General features: G+C 66.5%; 12 protein-coding genes. 3 read left to right on the forward strand and 9 right to left on the reverse strand.

Annotated elements, in window-relative coordinates:
* Positions 1 to 76: 76 nt before the first annotated feature.
* Together pnp and ACZ46Y_RS02290 are read left to right on the forward strand one after the other, a co-directional pair.
* Positions 77 to 2,227: a polyribonucleotide nucleotidyltransferase gene (gene pnp, locus ACZ46Y_RS02285; protein WP_311957113.1), complete on the forward strand. Its 2,151-nt coding sequence runs from the start codon at positions 77 to 79 to the stop codon at positions 2,225 to 2,227.
* 132 nt (positions 2,228 to 2,359) lie between these two features.
* Positions 2,360 to 3,556 (forward strand): MFS transporter, encoded by a 1,197-nt coding sequence (locus ACZ46Y_RS02290; RefSeq protein ID WP_311957111.1) that lies wholly within the window; start codon positions 2,360 to 2,362, stop codon positions 3,554 to 3,556.
* On the opposite strand, the gene ACZ46Y_RS02295 is transcribed toward ACZ46Y_RS02290, so the two are convergent.
* The 6 genes from ACZ46Y_RS02295 to pcnB form a co-directional block, all read right to left on the reverse strand.
* Positions 3,553 to 4,728: an acetyl-CoA C-acetyltransferase gene (locus ACZ46Y_RS02295; RefSeq protein WP_311957108.1), complete on the reverse strand. Its 1,176-nt coding sequence runs from the start codon at positions 4,726 to 4,728 to the stop codon at positions 3,553 to 3,555. The genes ACZ46Y_RS02290 and ACZ46Y_RS02295 overlap by 4 nt on opposite strands.
* 50 nt (positions 4,729 to 4,778) lie before the next feature.
* Positions 4,779 to 5,159: an aspartate 1-decarboxylase gene (gene panD / locus ACZ46Y_RS02300; RefSeq protein WP_311957106.1), complete on the reverse strand. Its 381-nt coding sequence runs from the start codon at positions 5,157 to 5,159 to the stop codon at positions 4,779 to 4,781.
* Positions 5,160 to 5,287: 128 nt separating this feature from the next.
* Positions 5,288 to 6,139 carry a pantoate--beta-alanine ligase gene (panC, locus tag ACZ46Y_RS02305; RefSeq protein ID WP_311957103.1) on the reverse strand — a complete coding sequence of 284 codons (852 nt, stop codon included), beginning with the start codon at positions 6,137 to 6,139 and terminating at the stop codon, positions 5,288 to 5,290.
* A 44-nt stretch (positions 6,140 to 6,183) separates the two neighbouring features.
* Positions 6,184 to 6,975, reverse strand: a complete 792-nt coding sequence (gene panB, locus ACZ46Y_RS02310) for a 3-methyl-2-oxobutanoate hydroxymethyltransferase (RefSeq protein ID WP_311957101.1) — start codon at positions 6,973 to 6,975, stop codon at positions 6,184 to 6,186.
* Between the two features lie 160 nt (positions 6,976 to 7,135).
* Positions 7,136 to 7,621 carry a 2-amino-4-hydroxy-6-hydroxymethyldihydropteridine diphosphokinase gene (gene folK / locus ACZ46Y_RS02315; protein ID WP_311957098.1) on the reverse strand — a complete coding sequence of 162 codons (486 nt, stop codon included), beginning with the start codon at positions 7,619 to 7,621 and terminating at the stop codon, positions 7,136 to 7,138.
* Between the two features lie 9 nt (positions 7,622 to 7,630).
* Positions 7,631 to 8,962: a polynucleotide adenylyltransferase PcnB gene (gene pcnB / locus ACZ46Y_RS02320; RefSeq protein WP_311957096.1), complete on the reverse strand. Its 1,332-nt coding sequence runs from the start codon at positions 8,960 to 8,962 to the stop codon at positions 7,631 to 7,633.
* 457 nt (positions 8,963 to 9,419) lie between these two features.
* Here pcnB and ACZ46Y_RS02325 point away from each other — a divergent pair, with 457 nt between their 5' ends.
* The gene (locus ACZ46Y_RS02325) at positions 9,420 to 9,782 is read left to right on the forward strand and encodes a hypothetical protein (protein ID WP_311957094.1); all 363 of its coding nucleotides are present in this window, start codon (positions 9,420 to 9,422) and stop codon (positions 9,780 to 9,782) included.
* 225 nt (positions 9,783 to 10,007) lie between these two features.
* Here ACZ46Y_RS02325 and ACZ46Y_RS02330 read toward each other — a convergent pair whose 3' ends face one another.
* The 3 genes from ACZ46Y_RS02330 to ACZ46Y_RS02340 are packed head-to-tail and all read right to left on the reverse strand — an operon-like array spanning position 10,008 to position 14,491.
* Complete coding sequence (locus ACZ46Y_RS02330) at positions 10,008 to 11,411, reverse strand: sigma-54-dependent transcriptional regulator (protein ID WP_311957093.1); 1,404 nt, start codon at positions 11,409 to 11,411, stop codon at positions 10,008 to 10,010.
* Positions 11,389 to 14,325, reverse strand: a complete 2,937-nt coding sequence (locus tag ACZ46Y_RS02335; RefSeq protein ID WP_311957090.1) for an ATP-binding protein — start codon at positions 14,323 to 14,325, stop codon at positions 11,389 to 11,391. Before ACZ46Y_RS02335 ends, ACZ46Y_RS02330 begins: the two co-directional genes overlap by 23 nt.
* On the reverse strand, positions 14,315 to 14,491 hold the full coding sequence (locus ACZ46Y_RS02340; protein WP_311957085.1) for a hypothetical protein: 177 nt from the start codon (positions 14,489 to 14,491) through the stop codon (positions 14,315 to 14,317). Before ACZ46Y_RS02340 ends, ACZ46Y_RS02335 begins: the two co-directional genes overlap by 11 nt.
* Positions 14,492 to 14,493: the final 2 nt, after the last annotated feature.

Below are 14,493 nucleotides of genomic sequence, written 5' to 3' on the forward strand. Positions count from 1 at the left end.
AGCGCCTAGAATGGCCGGGAGACTGAAAAGACGATGTATCGACAAGTAGATTTCAACGCGAAAGGAAGAAGCTGCCGTGAATCCGGTTAAAAAGACGTTCCAGTACGGTGACAGCACCGTTACGCTCGAAACCGGGCGTATTGCCCGCCAGGCGTCCGGCGCCGTCATGGTGACCATGGACGACACCGTGGTGCTGTGCACCGTGGTAGCCAAAAAAGACGCCAACCCCGCCCAGCCGTTTTTTCCGCTGTCGGTGCACTACCAGGAAAAAACCTACGCGGTGGGCAAGATCCCCGGCGGCTTCTTCAAGCGCGAAGGGCGCCCCACCGAGAAGGAAACCCTGACCTCGCGGCTGATCGACCGGCCCATCCGCCCGCTGTTTCCCCGAAGCTTCATGAACGAGGTTCAGGTGGTGTGCACGGTGCTGTCCGCCGACCGCAACCAGGATCCGGATATCGCCGCGATGCTTGGCACCTCGGCGGCGCTGGGGGTTTCCGGCGTGCCGTTCAACGGCCCCATCGGCGCGGCGCGGGTGGCGTTTAACGAAGATCGGGGCTATTTCCTCAACCCAAGCGTCGAGGAGCTCGCCGCTTCCGAGCTGAATATGGTGGTCGCGGGCACGCAAAACGCCGTGCTGATGGTCGAGTCCGAGGCTCGGGAGCTGCTCGAAGACGAAATGCTCGGTGCGGTGCTTTACGGCCATCAGGAAATGCAGACCGCCATCGGCGCCATCAACGAGCTGGTGGCAGAGGCCGGCAAGCCGCGCTGGAACTGGCAGCCGGTGCCGGGCAACCGCACTCTGGCCGCCACGCTTGCCGACGGCTTCCGGGACAAGATCGGCGATGCCTATCGCATTACCGACAAGATGGCCCGCCAGGACGCGCTTTCCGCGCTGAAGGACGAGGCCGTCGAGGCGCTGGGTGAGGGCGACGCCGGGCCTGAAGAAGGCCGCTTCCCCGAAGGCGAGATCAAGGGCTCCTTTGCCGCGCTGGAAAAGCGCGTGGTGCGCGCTCGGGTGGTGGACGGCGAGCCGCGCATCGACGGGCGCGACAACCAGACCGTGCGCCCCATCGCCATTGACGTCGGCGCGCTGCCCAAGACACACGGCTCGGCGATCTTCACCCGGGGGGAAACCCAGGCGATCGCCGTGGCGACCCTGGGCACCCTGCGCGACTCCCAGCTGGTCGAGTCGCTGGAGGGCGAGCGCAAGGATCGCTTCCTTTTGCACTACAACTTCCCCCCGTACTGCGTGGGCGAGGCCGGCTTCATGGGCGGGCCCAAGCGCCGCGAGATTGGCCACGGGCGCCTGGCGCGCCGGGGCGTGCAGGCCATGCTGCCGGACGAAGACGCCTTCCCCTACACCATTCGCGTGGTGTCGGAAATCACCGAGTCCAACGGCTCAAGCTCCATGGCCTCGGTGTGCGGCACCTCGCTTGCGCTGATGGACGCCGGCGTGCCGCTCAAGGCGCCGGTGGCGGGCATCGCCATGGGGCTGGTCAAGGACGGCGACAGCTTCGCCGTGCTCACCGATATCCTCGGTGACGAAGACCACCTGGGCGACATGGACTTCAAGGTTGCCGGTTCCGAAGAGGGCGTGACCGCCCTGCAGATGGACATCAAGATCGAGGGCATCAACGAAGAGATCATGGAAACCGCGCTGCAGCAGGCGCACCGGGCGCGCCTGGAGATTCTCGGGCAGATGAACGCCGTGATCGGGGCCAGCCGCGAGGAGGTGTCCGACAACGCGCCGTCCATGCTCACCCTGCAGATCGACGCCAAAAAGATCCGCGACGTGATCGGCAAGGGCGGCGCGACGATCCGCAAGATCACCGAAGACACCGGCGCCTCCGTCGACCTCGATGACGACGGCACCGTGCGCATTTACGCCGAGGACAAGAAGGCCGCCAAGGCCGCGATGGATACCGTGCTCGAGATCACCGCGGTGCCGGAGATCGGCAAGCTGTACCGCGGCAAGGTGGTGCGCATCGCCGACTTCGGCGCCTTCGTCAACATCATGCCGGGGACCGACGGCCTGGTGCATATTTCCCAGATCGTACCCGAGCGGGTAGAGAACGTCCGCGATCACCTCAACGAAAACGACGAAGTCGTGGTCAAGGTGCTGGACGTGGACAACCGCAACCGGGTGAAGCTCTCGATCAAGGAAATCACCGAAGAAGACAAGGCGGCGCTGGCCGCCGCTGAAGCCGAGGCCAGCGCCGACGACTGATTAGCGCCTGCGCCTCGCTTGCCGCCCTTGTAGCGCCGCGCTGCAGGGGCGGTGGTGTTTCAGGCGGCGTAAAATACTTTCGCCGCGTAGCGCAAAGGCGACGCGGCGGGGAACCGGACGGGAAAGCGCACCATGAAAGAACCACTACCCGAGGCTAGCGCTGCGGCCAACCCCTGGTGGGGCGTGGCGGCGGTGATGGTTGGCATCTTTTTGCTGGTCACCGCCGAGCAGCTGCCCATCGGGCTGCTCTCCCAGGTGGCCGTGGCGCTGGACGTCACTCCGGGTACGGCCGGGCTGATGGTGACCGTGCCCGGGGTGGTGGCGGCGTTTTCCGCGCCGCTGTTACCCGTGGCCGTGGGCCGGCTTGACCGCCGGATCATGCTCACGCTGATGCTGCTGCTGATGGTGATCGCAAGCGCGCTGTCGGCGATGGCCGGCAACTTCTGGCTGCTGCTCGCTGCCCGAGCGCTGGTGGGCATGAGCATTGGCGGCTTCTGGGCCATTGCCGGCGGCCTGGCGCCCCGGCTGGTGGCGCCTGCGCAGGTGCCCCGGGCGATGACCGTCATCTTTGGCGGCATCGCCGCCGCCTCGGTGCTGGGCGTGCCGCTGGGCACGCTGCTCGGCGAGTGGACCCACTGGCGGGTAGCGTTTGCCGCCCTCGGCGGGCTCAGCCTGGCGACCGCTATTGCCCTCTGGTGCTGGCTGCCAAGCCTGCCGCCCCGGGAGCCGGTGCGTCTCGCCACCCTGGGCGAGCAGCTCGCAACCCGGGGTGTGCGGGTGGCGGTGATGACCACCGGGCTTGTGGTGATCGGCCATTTTGCCGCCTACACCTTTATTAGCCCGGTGCTTCAGGAAATCAGCGGTATCGGGATCGGCCAGGTGGGCAGCCTGCTGCTGCTGTACGGCGCCGCGGGCATTATCGGCAACGTCGCCGCGGGACTGTTTGCCGGGCGGCACCCCTACACCGCGGTGCTTGTGATTCCGTGCGCGCTGCTGGCAGTGGTGGGCAGCTTTCCGCTGGCAGGCGTGGTGCCGGCCAGCGGCATCGCGCTGCTGATGCTATGGGGCGCGATCTTTGGCAGCGTGGCGGTGAGCATGCAGACGTGGCTGCTGCGCACCGCCCCCAACACCGAGGCGGCCAATGCGCTGATGGCTTTTGTGTTCAACTTCTCCATCGGTACCGGGGCGCTGTTCGGCGGCCGCCTGGTCGACGGCATTGGCCTGGCCGGCACCCTCTGGGCGGCATCAGCGCTGTTTCTGGCCGGGGCGCTGCTAATCATTGCCACGCCGTCGAAGCTGCTGGACGGTGAGCAGAAAGCGACCGGCTAGCGTTCAATGGCCAGCGCCACGCCCTGGCCGCCGCCGATGCACAGGGTGGCCAGGCCCCGGTGCGCTTCCCGGGCGAGCATTTCGTGCACCAGAGTGACGAGTATGCGACAGCCCGAGGCGCCGATGGGGTGGCCCAGGGCAATGGCGCCGCCGTTGACGTTGATGCGCGAGGTGTCCCAACCAAGCTCCTGGTTGACCGCCAGCGCCTGGGCGGCAAAGGCCTCGTTGGCTTCGATCAGGTCAAGTTCGCCAATTTGCCACCCGGCTTTTTCCAGGCAGCGCCGGGTGGCCGGTGCCGGGCCGATGCCCATGACCGCCGGATCCACCGCGGCGTTGGCGTAGCCGGCGATGCGCGCCAGCGGTTCAAGGCCCAGCGCCTCGGCCTTGGCGGCCGAGCACAGCATGACCACGGCTGCGCCGTCGTTGATGCCCGAGGCGTTGCCCGCGGTGACGCGGCCGTCGGGCTTGAACGCCGGGCGCAGACCGGCCAGCTTCTCGGCGGTCAGCGACCGGGGTCCTTCGTCGGTCTCAAAGTGGGTGACGTGGCCCTTGCGGCCGGGCACGGCAATGGGCGTAATCTGGCTGGCAAAGCGGCCGTTTGCGATGGCGTCGCGGGCCTTCTGCTGGGAAGCGGCGGCAAAGGCATCCATGGCCTCGCGGCTGATGTCGTACTGCTCGGCCAGGTTCTCGGCGGTGATACCCATGTGGTAGTCGTTAAACGCGTCCCAGAGGCCGTCGTGGATCATCGAGTCCACTGCGGTCCAGTTGCCCATGCGCTGGCCGTGGCGCGAGTGGGGCAGCAGGTGCGGGGCGGCGGACATGGTTTCCTGGCCGCCGGCCAGCACCACCTCGGCGTCGCCGCAGCGAATGGCTTGGGTGGCCAGATGCAGCGCCTTGAGCCCCGAGCCGCAGACCTTGTTGATGGTCATGGCCGGCACGCCGTGGGGCAGCCCGCCGCCGATGGCCGCCTGGCGCGCGGGGTTCTGCCCGGTGCCGGCGGTGAGTACCTGGCCGAGGAGCACCTCGTCGACTTCCGCCGGGGCGACGCCGGTGGTGCGCATCACGTCTTCAATAACCTGGGCGCCAAGCTCGCTTGCCGGCATATCCGCCAGCGAACCGCCGAACGTGCCGATGGCGCTGCGCTTGGCTGCCACGATAACGACTTCTTGCATACCCGCCTCCTGGGCTTCGTTGGGTGATGTCTGACCTAAGCCACGCCGCGTTACGCCAGCTGTACGGGAATGGCGTTGCTGGTGTGGCTGACCTCGTTGCCCTCGGCCAGATAAACCAGCGAGGGCCGGTGCGAGTCCAGCTCGCTTTCCTCGTAGTGGGCGTAGCTGCAGATGATAACGCGGTGCCCGGGCTTACCGTGGTGGGCGGCGGCGCCGTTGATGGAAATCATCTTCGAGCCCGCTTCGCCGCGAATTGCGTAGGTGGTAAAGCGCGCGCCGGTGGCGACGTTATAGATCTGCACCTGTTCATTTTCGCGGATCCCCGCCATGTCCAGCAGCTCGCCGTCGATGGCGCAGGAGCCTTCATAGTGGAGCACGGCGTGGGTAACGCGGGCCATGTGCAGCTTGGCCTTGAGCATGACGGTGTGCATGGCAACATCCTTTGAAGCGGGGAAAGCCCTTGGGGGTAAAAGCCTTCAGGGGTAAGCAAAAGACCAGTGTAAACAATGGCCGCATCGGCAGAAAAGCCGGCGGCCCGCGCCTGCCGGAAAAGCGCGGCCTAGGAAGCCGGGAGTTCAAGGCTGAGGTTGTCGATCAGGCGGGCGGCGCCCAGCTGGGCGGCGGCCAGCAGTACCGCTTCGCGGGTGCGCGCGGTGACCGGTTCGAGATGGCGATCGCGCAGGGCCAGGTAGTCCGGGGTGAAGCCGGCCTCCTGCAGCGCCTGGTGGCCGTGTACCAGCACGGTATCCTGGTCCTCGCCGGCGGCGAGCCGGTCGCGCATGGCGCACAGCGTGCGGTAAAGCGCCGGCGCCCGAGCGCGCTCGTCTCCGCTTAAATAGCCGTTGCGCGAGGAAAGCGCCAGGCCGTCGTCGGCGCGCACAATGGGCACGCCGTGGATTTCCACGGGCAGGTGCAGGTCGGTCACCATCTGGCGGATCACCGCGAGCTGCTGGTAGTCCTTCTCGCCGAAGCAGGCAAGCCCCGGAGCGGCCAGGTTGAGCAGCATGGCCACCACCGTGGCCACGCCGTCGAAGTGGCCGGGGCGCGAGCCGCCGCAAAGGCCTTCGCTGACGCCGGGGACGTGGATGCGGGTGGCGCTCTCCAGGCCCCGGGGGTAGAGCGTCGCGGCGTCGGGGGCGAACAGCACGTCGCAGCCCGCCTCTGCAAGCGCCGCCTGATCGTCGGCGAAGGTGCGGGGGTAGGCGTCGAGGTCTTCGCCGGGGCCGAACTGCAGCGGATTGACGAATAGGCTGGCGACGACTACCTCGGCGCGCTGGCGCGCGTGGTGCACCAGCGCCAGGTGCCCGGGGTGCAGGTTGCCCATGGTCGGCACCAAGGCGATGCGCTGGCCGCGCCGGCGCGGCTCGGCCAGGGCGTCGTCAAGGGCCTCGGCGGTTTGCAGGGTATGCATAGTTAAAACCGTGTGCGGGAAAGCCGGGGCTTAAGCCCCGGACTTCAGAAACAGTGGGCGTCGGTGGGGAAGGTGCGCTGCTTTACCTCGCGGTGATAGCGCGTAAAGGCGTCCTGAATACTGTCCGCCTCGGCCAGGTAGTTCTTGACAAAGCGCGGCGTATGCCCGGTGTTGATGCCCAGCACGTCGTGCATGACCAGTATCTGGCCGTCGGTATCGGGCCCTGCGCCGATGCCGATAACCGGGACGTCCAGCGCCTCGGTAACGGCGCGGCCGAGGCTTGCCGGGACGCATTCGAGCAGGATGATCGAGGCGCCGGCGTCGACCAGGGTGCGGGCGTCTTCGATAATACGCTCGGCGTGGGCGGCATCGCGGCCCTGCACCTTGTAGCCGCCCAGCTGGTGGACGGTCTGCGGCGTCAGCCCCAGATGGGCGCATACCGGTATGCCCCGGCGGCTCATTTCGCGTACGCCGTCGGCCATCCACGCCTCGCCTTCGACCTTGATCATTTCCGCGCCGGCGCGCATCAGCGCCGCGGCGTCTTCCAGGGTGCGCTCGACCGTGGCGTTGCTCATGAACGGCAGGTCGGCCATCAGCAGGCTGGCGCCCTTGCCGGCGGCGGCGGCCCGGGTGTGATAGCAGATGTCGGCAAGCGTGACCGGCAGGGTGCTCGGGTGCCCCTGCAGCACCATGCCCAGCGAGTCGCCCACCAGCAGAACCTCAATGCCGGCCTGGCTTGCGGCGTGGGCAAAGGAGGCGTCGTAGGCGGTCAGGCAGCTGAACGTTTCTCCGCTGCGTTTGTGCGCGCGCAGGGTGTTCAGGGTGACGGTTTTCATGGCGTGCTCTCGATGATTAATGGAGCCAGTTAGCCGGCGCCCGCAGCGGGCACGGGGCGGTATCAACACGGGCTCGAACGCATAGGATACGGGCGCTAATTGTTACCCGAATACGCTACCGGTGTCGAGAGGTGTGGCGAACGGTAGCAAAAGCCGTGGCTCAGTCCAGCGGCGTGACGTCGTCGTCGAGGGCGTCCAGCCAGCGGCCGAGCGGCTGGCCGTGAAGCGTGAGGTGCGGGGCAATCTCCAAAAGCGGGCGCAGCACAAAGGCGCGCCGGTGCATTTCGGGGTGCGGCACCTGCAGCCGCGGACGGGTAACGGTGGCGGCGTCGAAGAGGAGGATGTCGAGATCCAGGGTGCGCGGCCCCCAGCGGCGTTCGCGCCGGCGGCGGTGGCGTTGCTCCAGCGCCTGGAGCTGGTCGAGCAGGGCCAGCGGCGAAAGCGGCGTTTCCAGGGCGGCGACGGCATTGACGAAATCGGGCTGGTCCTGGGGCCCCACCGGGCGGCTGGCATAGAGCCGGGAGGCGGCGGTCACGCGGCCAAGCGTCAGCGCGTCGAGTTCGTCAAGGGCGGTGGCCACCTGCTGGCGGGGAGTGGCCAGGTTGCTCCCCAGGCCGATGTAGGCAAGCGACGGTGAGCGCGACATACAGGGCCTCTACTCCGTTTTACTCGGTTTGCGGCGACGCTTGCGGCGCTTGCCCTGGCTTGCCGGGTCGCTGCCGACCTTGTTCAGCAAGCGGCGCTGCTCGTGCTCGTCGCCCTGCTGGAAGGCCGTCCACCAGTCGCCCAGCCCGCTGGGGATTTCGCCGGCCTCTTCGCGCAGCAGCAGCAGGTCGTAGGCGGCGCGAAAGCGCGGGTGCTCCCGGGTCTGGAAGGCGCGTTTGCCCTGGCGCTTGGTCAGGCGCTCCTGGAGGTCCCAGATGTCGCGCATGGGCATGCCAAAACGCTTGGGAATCGAGACGTGCTGCAGCTGGCGTGAAACGACCTGCTGGGCGGCAGCGTGCGTGGCCGGGACGCCGGGCATGCCGTCCTGCTCCAGGGCCGCCTTGCGCTGCGCCACCGCCGGCCAGAGAAACGCCGCCAGCAGAAAGGCCGGGGTGACCGGGCGGCCCTCGGCAATGCGACGGTCGGTGTTGGCAAGCGCTGCTTCGATCAGCTCCTCGGCCCAGGCGGCGTCGGCCATGGCTTCTTCGGCTTCGGGGAAGAGCATGCCGAACAGGTCGTAGTGGCTGAGCAGGCGGAAGGTCATCAGCCCGTGGCCGGCCATGAACAGCTTGAGCACTTCGTCAAACAGCCGCGCCGGCGGAATTTGCAGCAGCAGCGGCGCCAGGTCATAAATCGGTGTTTCGCTGGATTCGTCCAGCAGAAAGTCCAGCTTGGCGGCAAAGCGCACCGCGCGGAGCATGCGCACCGGGTCTTCGCGGTAGCGGGTTGCCGGGTCGCCGATCAGGCGCAGCGTACGGGTTTCGATGTCGCGCGCGCCGTCGGCAAAATCGTGCAGGCTGAAGTCAGCAATGCTGTAGTAGAGGGCGTTGACGGTAAAATCGCGGCGCAGCGCGTCTTCTTCGATGCTGCCCCAGACGTTATCGCGCAGCAGCAGCCCGGCATCGGACTGGCGGGCAATATGGTCGGCGTGTTCGTCCTGGGGCTTGCCGCGAAAGGTCGTGACCTCGATGATTTCGCGGCCAAAGCGCACGTGCACGATGCGAAAGCGCCGCCCGATCAGCCGCGAATTGCGAAACAGGTCGTGCACCTGCTCCGGCGTGGCGTTAGTGGCGACGTCGAAGTCCTTGGGCATTTTGCCCAGCAGAGCGTCGCGAATGCAGCCGCCTACGAGATACGCCTCAAAGCCCGCACCGTCAAGGCGGTAGAGTACTTTCAGCGCGGCGTCGCTGATGTGCTGGCGCGAGATGGGGTGCTCAGCGCGCGGAATGATGCGGGGGGCTGGCAGGCCGGGCTGGCCGTCTTCATCGTGGCGGGATTTCAAAGGGTCTCCGGGAATTAAAATAGCGTAATACGTTCTTTAAAAAAGCGGTCTGGAAACGCGTTCCTTGAGCGCGGCGGCTGGAAAGCTGCGCCGTGCACAGGCGGCGGTTTTGTCTCGCAGGATACAAGACATGACCTAACAAACGCTCAAGTGTAGCCGACGCTCGGAGCCTTGCAAAGCATCGGCGCCGACACCGCAGGGCTTACGGGCCAGGGGCCGTGTGCGCAGGCAACAAAAAGGGGAGCCCGGTGGGGCTCCCCTTGGAGGTGGATGCGTAGGCGTCCTTGCCGCTATTTTTTTTCGGCTGTTTTTCTTCGTGTTGGCGCATCGCCCTGAATACGCACCGCAGTCGGCAGGTGTGAGAGTCATGGTGATCCCGACCGCCTCGTATTCAAAGCAATAATCCAATCGCGAATACCTTCCCCCGGCTATTGTTATTGTTGCCGGGGCCACGTCGATGGCCGCTGTCTTTCTTGTTGTTGTTGGCTGCTTTATTGTCTTTTTTGCCGCTGGCCGTCGCGTGCTTCGCGTCCTCCTACCGGGCGTCTTGCTCATCGGCACCTGTTGTTATTGTTGGCGGTGCCGGGGGCAAGGCGAGAAAGTACCCGTTGTTGTTATTGTGCGGGTCCGTCTCTTTATTTTTGCGTGTTCTGCCGTGTTGTTGTTGTTCAGGGCAGAAGCGAAGGCGGCGATCGCATTGTTGTTGTTAGCGCTGCGGTTGAGCGTTTGGGTCGCCTGGCCCAGTGTGTTGGTTTATTTTTCTTACCCTATACGTTGCATGTCTCGTGCCAGTTTCTGGTATTTCTATTTTTATCAGTGAGTTATCGTTTTATGTAGAGAAAAAGGAAAAAGCGTTACCGCCGAGTGTTACCGCTTTGAGGGGGTGCGGATGAGGCCTCTGTGTGCTGGGGTAACAGGGCGGTCAGAGGCGCCGGTGCGAGAACAGGCAGAGCGCCGCCGGCCAATGGGACATTCGTCGAAGGCGGCGGGCGGCACCTGTGTCAAACGGTAGGGCGAGGCGCCCGGGAGACAGGAAAAAGGGGCGTCAGGAGGAGGCGCGCCGGGCGTTTTTCTTGCGCGGTATGCCCAGCCGCTGGCGGCGCTCCCAGAGGTTCTTGCGGCTGATGCCGAGCTTTTGCGCCAGCTCGGTTTCGCTCATGTGATCCTGATGCTCGAGCACAAAGTGCTGGAAATAGTCCTCGAGCGATACGCCTTCGGCGGTGTCGCCGGGGTGGGGGGCCTCGGCGGGCGCGTCGTCGGCTGGCGTGTCCGCAGGCGTAGCCGGGGCGGGCTGGGGGCGCGTGGCGGCCGGAGCCAGGCCCAGGTCGTCGGGATGAATCAGGTGGCCTTCGGCGAGGATGGCGCCGCGCTCCAGGGCGTTTTCCAGCTCGCGCACGTTACCCGGCCAGGGGTAGTCGCGCAGGTCCTGGCGCGCCGCCCGGGACAGGCGCAGGCCTTCGCGGTCGTGACGCTTGAGCGCCTTGTCGAGCAGAATGTCGGCGATCGCCAGGACGTCGTCTTCGCGTTCGCGCAGGGGCGGCAGGTCGATTTGCATGACGTTGAGCCGGTAGTAAAGATCCAGGCGGAACTCGCCGGTTTTGGACAGCGCCGCCAGGTCGCGGTGGGTGGCGGCGATCAGGCGGACGTCGACGTGGCGGGTTTCCACCGAGCCGATCTTGCGGATTTCGCCCTCCTGCAGCACGCGCAGCAGCCGCGCCTGGGCGTCCAGTGGCAGCTCGCCGATCTCATCCAGAAACAGGGTGCCGCCGTCGGCGGCTTCGACCAGGCCGGTGCGCGAGGCGCTGGCGCCGGTAAAGGCGCCTTTTTCGTGGCCGAACAGCTCCGACTCGATCAGCGTTTCCGGGATCGCGGCGCAGTTGACCGAGATCAGCGAGGCCGCGGCGCGCTTGCTCTGCTGGTGCAGGGCGCGGGCGACAAGCTCTTTGCCGGTGCCGGACTCGCCCAGGATCAGCACGGTGACGTCGGCCGGGGCGGTCTTGCGAATGCGGGTATAGACCTGCTGCATGGCGTCGCAGTCGCCGATCATGATCTGCTGGCTGCCGCCTTCGTCGGTGATTTCCGGCGGCTCGCCCTGGCGCATGGCCTGCTGATGGAGAATACGCGAGACGGTCTCCACCAGTTCGGCGTGATCAAACGGCTTGGCGATGTAGTCCACCGCGCCCTGTTTGAGCGAGTCGATGGCCGAGCGCATGCTGGCGTAGCTGGTCATGATCAGCACCGGCACCGGGGCGGCGCGCTCGATCAGCACCGTGCCTTCTTCGCCCGGCAGGCGCAGGTCGGTGATCACCAGGTCAAAGCGCTGCGGGTCCAGGGGCTCGGCTTCTTCGGCGCTTTCCGCTTCGCTGACGGCGTAGCCGTGGCGTTCGAGCAGGCGTTTGAGCGCGCTGCGGATGATCGCTTCATCTTCAACAATCAGAATCTGTTGCATGGGGCGGCGGCTCGTCCTGTTGATAAAGCGGTAGCCATAGGGTGATGGCGGTGCCGCGGGAATGGCCGGGGGGCGGCGAGGCAACCTCGATGTTGCCCTGATGCTCGCTTGCGATCTGATAGGCAAGCGAGAGCCCGAGCCCGGTGCCTTCGCCGGCAGATTTGGTGGTGGTGAACGGCTCGAACAGGCGGTGGCGTACGGTCTCGGAGATGCCGTGGCCGTTATCGGTGGCGCACCACCAGGCGTAGTCGCCCTGGCGGCCGGCGCTGACGGTGACCGTGCCGTCCGGGGCGCAGGCGTCCCGAGCGTTGCCGAGGATATTGAGCATGACTTGAATCAGCCGCTGGGCATCGCCGCGCACGATCAGGTCTGCCGGACAGTCGTTGTGGAAGCGGACGGCTTCGTCGGTACGCGCCAAGTGTAACAAATGCAGGGCTTCTTCGCTGATGCGGGCAAGCTCGACCGGGGAGCGTGGCAGGGCCACCGAGCGGCGGCCGCCGTGGGCAAACTCCACCAGCGAATTGACGATGCGGGTGATGCGTTCTGTCTGGGTCTGAATGTGCTCGGCGGTTTCCAGCACGATCGGGTCGTCGGTGTCGTAGCGCAGGTTTTGCGAAAGCGACGAGATGGCGGTGACCGGATTGCCGATTTCGTGGGCGACACCGGCGGCCAGCTGGCCGATGGAGGCCAGCCGGGCGGCGTGGACCAGCTCGTCCTCGAGCCATTTCATTTCGGTATGGTCTTCAATCAGCACTACGCTACCGCCGTGGCTGTCGTCGCCGTCCAGGGTGGCCTTGTTCAGAGTGAGAAAGTAGTCGCGCTCGTGGAGGCGCGCGGCCTGCTGGTAAAGCGTGACGCTCGAGCTCTCCAGGGCGTTTTGCATCAGCGTCGGCCAGGGCTCGGGCAGGCTGTCGCGGTGGGCACCGATGACGCTTTCGCCGCTGATGCCGGAGAGCTCGGCGAGCGCCCGGTTCCACATGACGATTTCGTCATCGTTGCCAAACAGGCAGAGCCCCACGGGCAGGTTGGTCAGCGTCTGGCGGTGGTGGCGGCGCAGGCCGTCAAGCTCCCGGGCAAGCCCGGTCAGCCGCGAGCGGTAGGCCTCGAGCCGGCTTTCGACGAAGTGGATGTCGTCGGTGACCGGGGCGTCGTCGTGGCGGTAGGGCAGGTAGCGGTCGACGATGTCCCGGGCCACCGACGGCCCCATCAGCCCCGAGAGGTTGGCCTGGATACGGTCGCGCAGGCGGCGCAGAGCGTAGGGGCGGTATTCCTGATGGGTGAGGTTGAGGGCCGTTAGCGCGCGGTTGACTTCGCGGTCGGCGGCTTCGTCGCCCAGCGCTTCGGCCAGCTGGGCGGTAAAGTCGGCCACCGTGGCGGCCTGGAGCGGCAGCCGCTTGGAGCGGATGACGGCGTCCACCGAGCAGGCCTCGGCCGCCGCGCTTTCGCCGTCGGAGGTGCGGCTGAACAGCGACACGACGATCAGCGCAAGAATATTGGCGGCAAGCGACAAGAGCGTTACCTGATACCACGTAGGCTCGCCGGGCAGCGGCGACCAAAGCGCCGGCAGCGGGATAAACAGCGGCAGCCATAGCCCCCAGAGCCACGCGGCGCTGCCGACGGCAAGCCCGGTAACAAGCCCCTTGCGGTTGGCCCCGGGCCAGTAGAGCAGGGCGAGCATGCCCGGCAGGCACTGCACCATGCCGGCAAAGGCGGCGAGCCCCAGCGCCATGAGGTCGTGGCGCCCGACGCCTGCATGAAACAGCCAGCCGCTAAATATCACCGCGACGACCAGCCCCCGGCGCAGCCAGCGCAGCCAGCCGTAAAGATCCGCCCGGGCCTCTGGCGGGCGCGCCACCAGCACGATGTGGTTGAGGATCATGCCCGACAGCGCCAGCGCAATCATGACCATGGTGCCGCTGGCGGCGGCCAGCCCGGCGATGAACGCCAGCGCGCCGACGCCCGGGTGCTCGCTCATTAGGTAGACGGCGTAGGCGGTGGCGCTGATCGGCGCGCCGGCCACTTTCTGCGCGGCCCACCAGATCAGCGGCACGGGCAGTGCCATCAGCAGCAGGTAAAGCGGCAGCGTCCAGCTGGCCTGGAGCAGGGTGTGGCGCGACAGACTTTCGGCAAAGGTGACGTGAAACAGGTGCGGCATCATGAAGGCGGCGGCGAAGAACAGCAGCAGCAGCGTGCGCCAGTGCGCCGGGTCGAGGGTGGGCGTTTGCGCAACCAGCGCCTGGCCGTCAGCGCTGGCAAGCCACTGCTGCAGCTGCTGGGGGCCGTCAAAGACCCCCCACAGCGCCACCGCGCCCAGCGCCAGCATCGCCCCGAGCTTGATCAATGACTCAAGGGCGATGGTAGCCAGCAGGGTGTTGTGGCGCGTAAGCAGGTGGCTCGAGCGGGCGCCGAACAGCACCGCGAAGGCGGCAATCCCCAGGCAGAAAAGCAGGGCGACCGAGCTTCCCGCCCCGCTCCCGGTTATGGCGTTGATCGCCTCGCTCAGGGTCTTGACCTGAATGCCCAACAGCGGCATCACGGCGAGGGTGCTGACCAGGGTCACCAGGGTGCCCGCCCAGCGGGTGCGAAAGCGGAAGGCGAACAGGTCGGCCAGCGAGGCCAGCTGATAGGTGCGGGTAATGCGCTGAATGGGCACCAGCAGCACCGGGGCGAGCAGGAAGGCGCCGGCCGCGCCCAGGTAATAGGCCAGGTAGCCAAAGCCGGCGCCGGCGGCAAATTCGACGCTGCCGTAGACCGCCCAGGCGCTGGCGTAAACGCCGAGCGCAAGCGTATACACCGCCGGATGGCGCGTTATCCGGGAGGAGACCCAGCCGCGCTCCACGGCGACGGCGCAGCCAAACAGCAGGGCAAGATAGCCAAGCCCCAGCAGGACGATTGCCGCCAACTCAACGTTCATCGAGCTTCCTTTTCTGTTCGAGCCACACGGTCAGGGCAATCAGCCCGCCCCAGATCAGAAAGGGCCGGTACCAGGCAACGTCGGGGTCGCCCCAGCCGCTCATCAACAGCGGCGAGAGCAGATAGCCCCCGAAGACCAGAAACAGCATGATGCGATAGACGTACACGG

The sequence above is a fragment of the Halomonas garicola genome, from assembly GCF_055382465.1.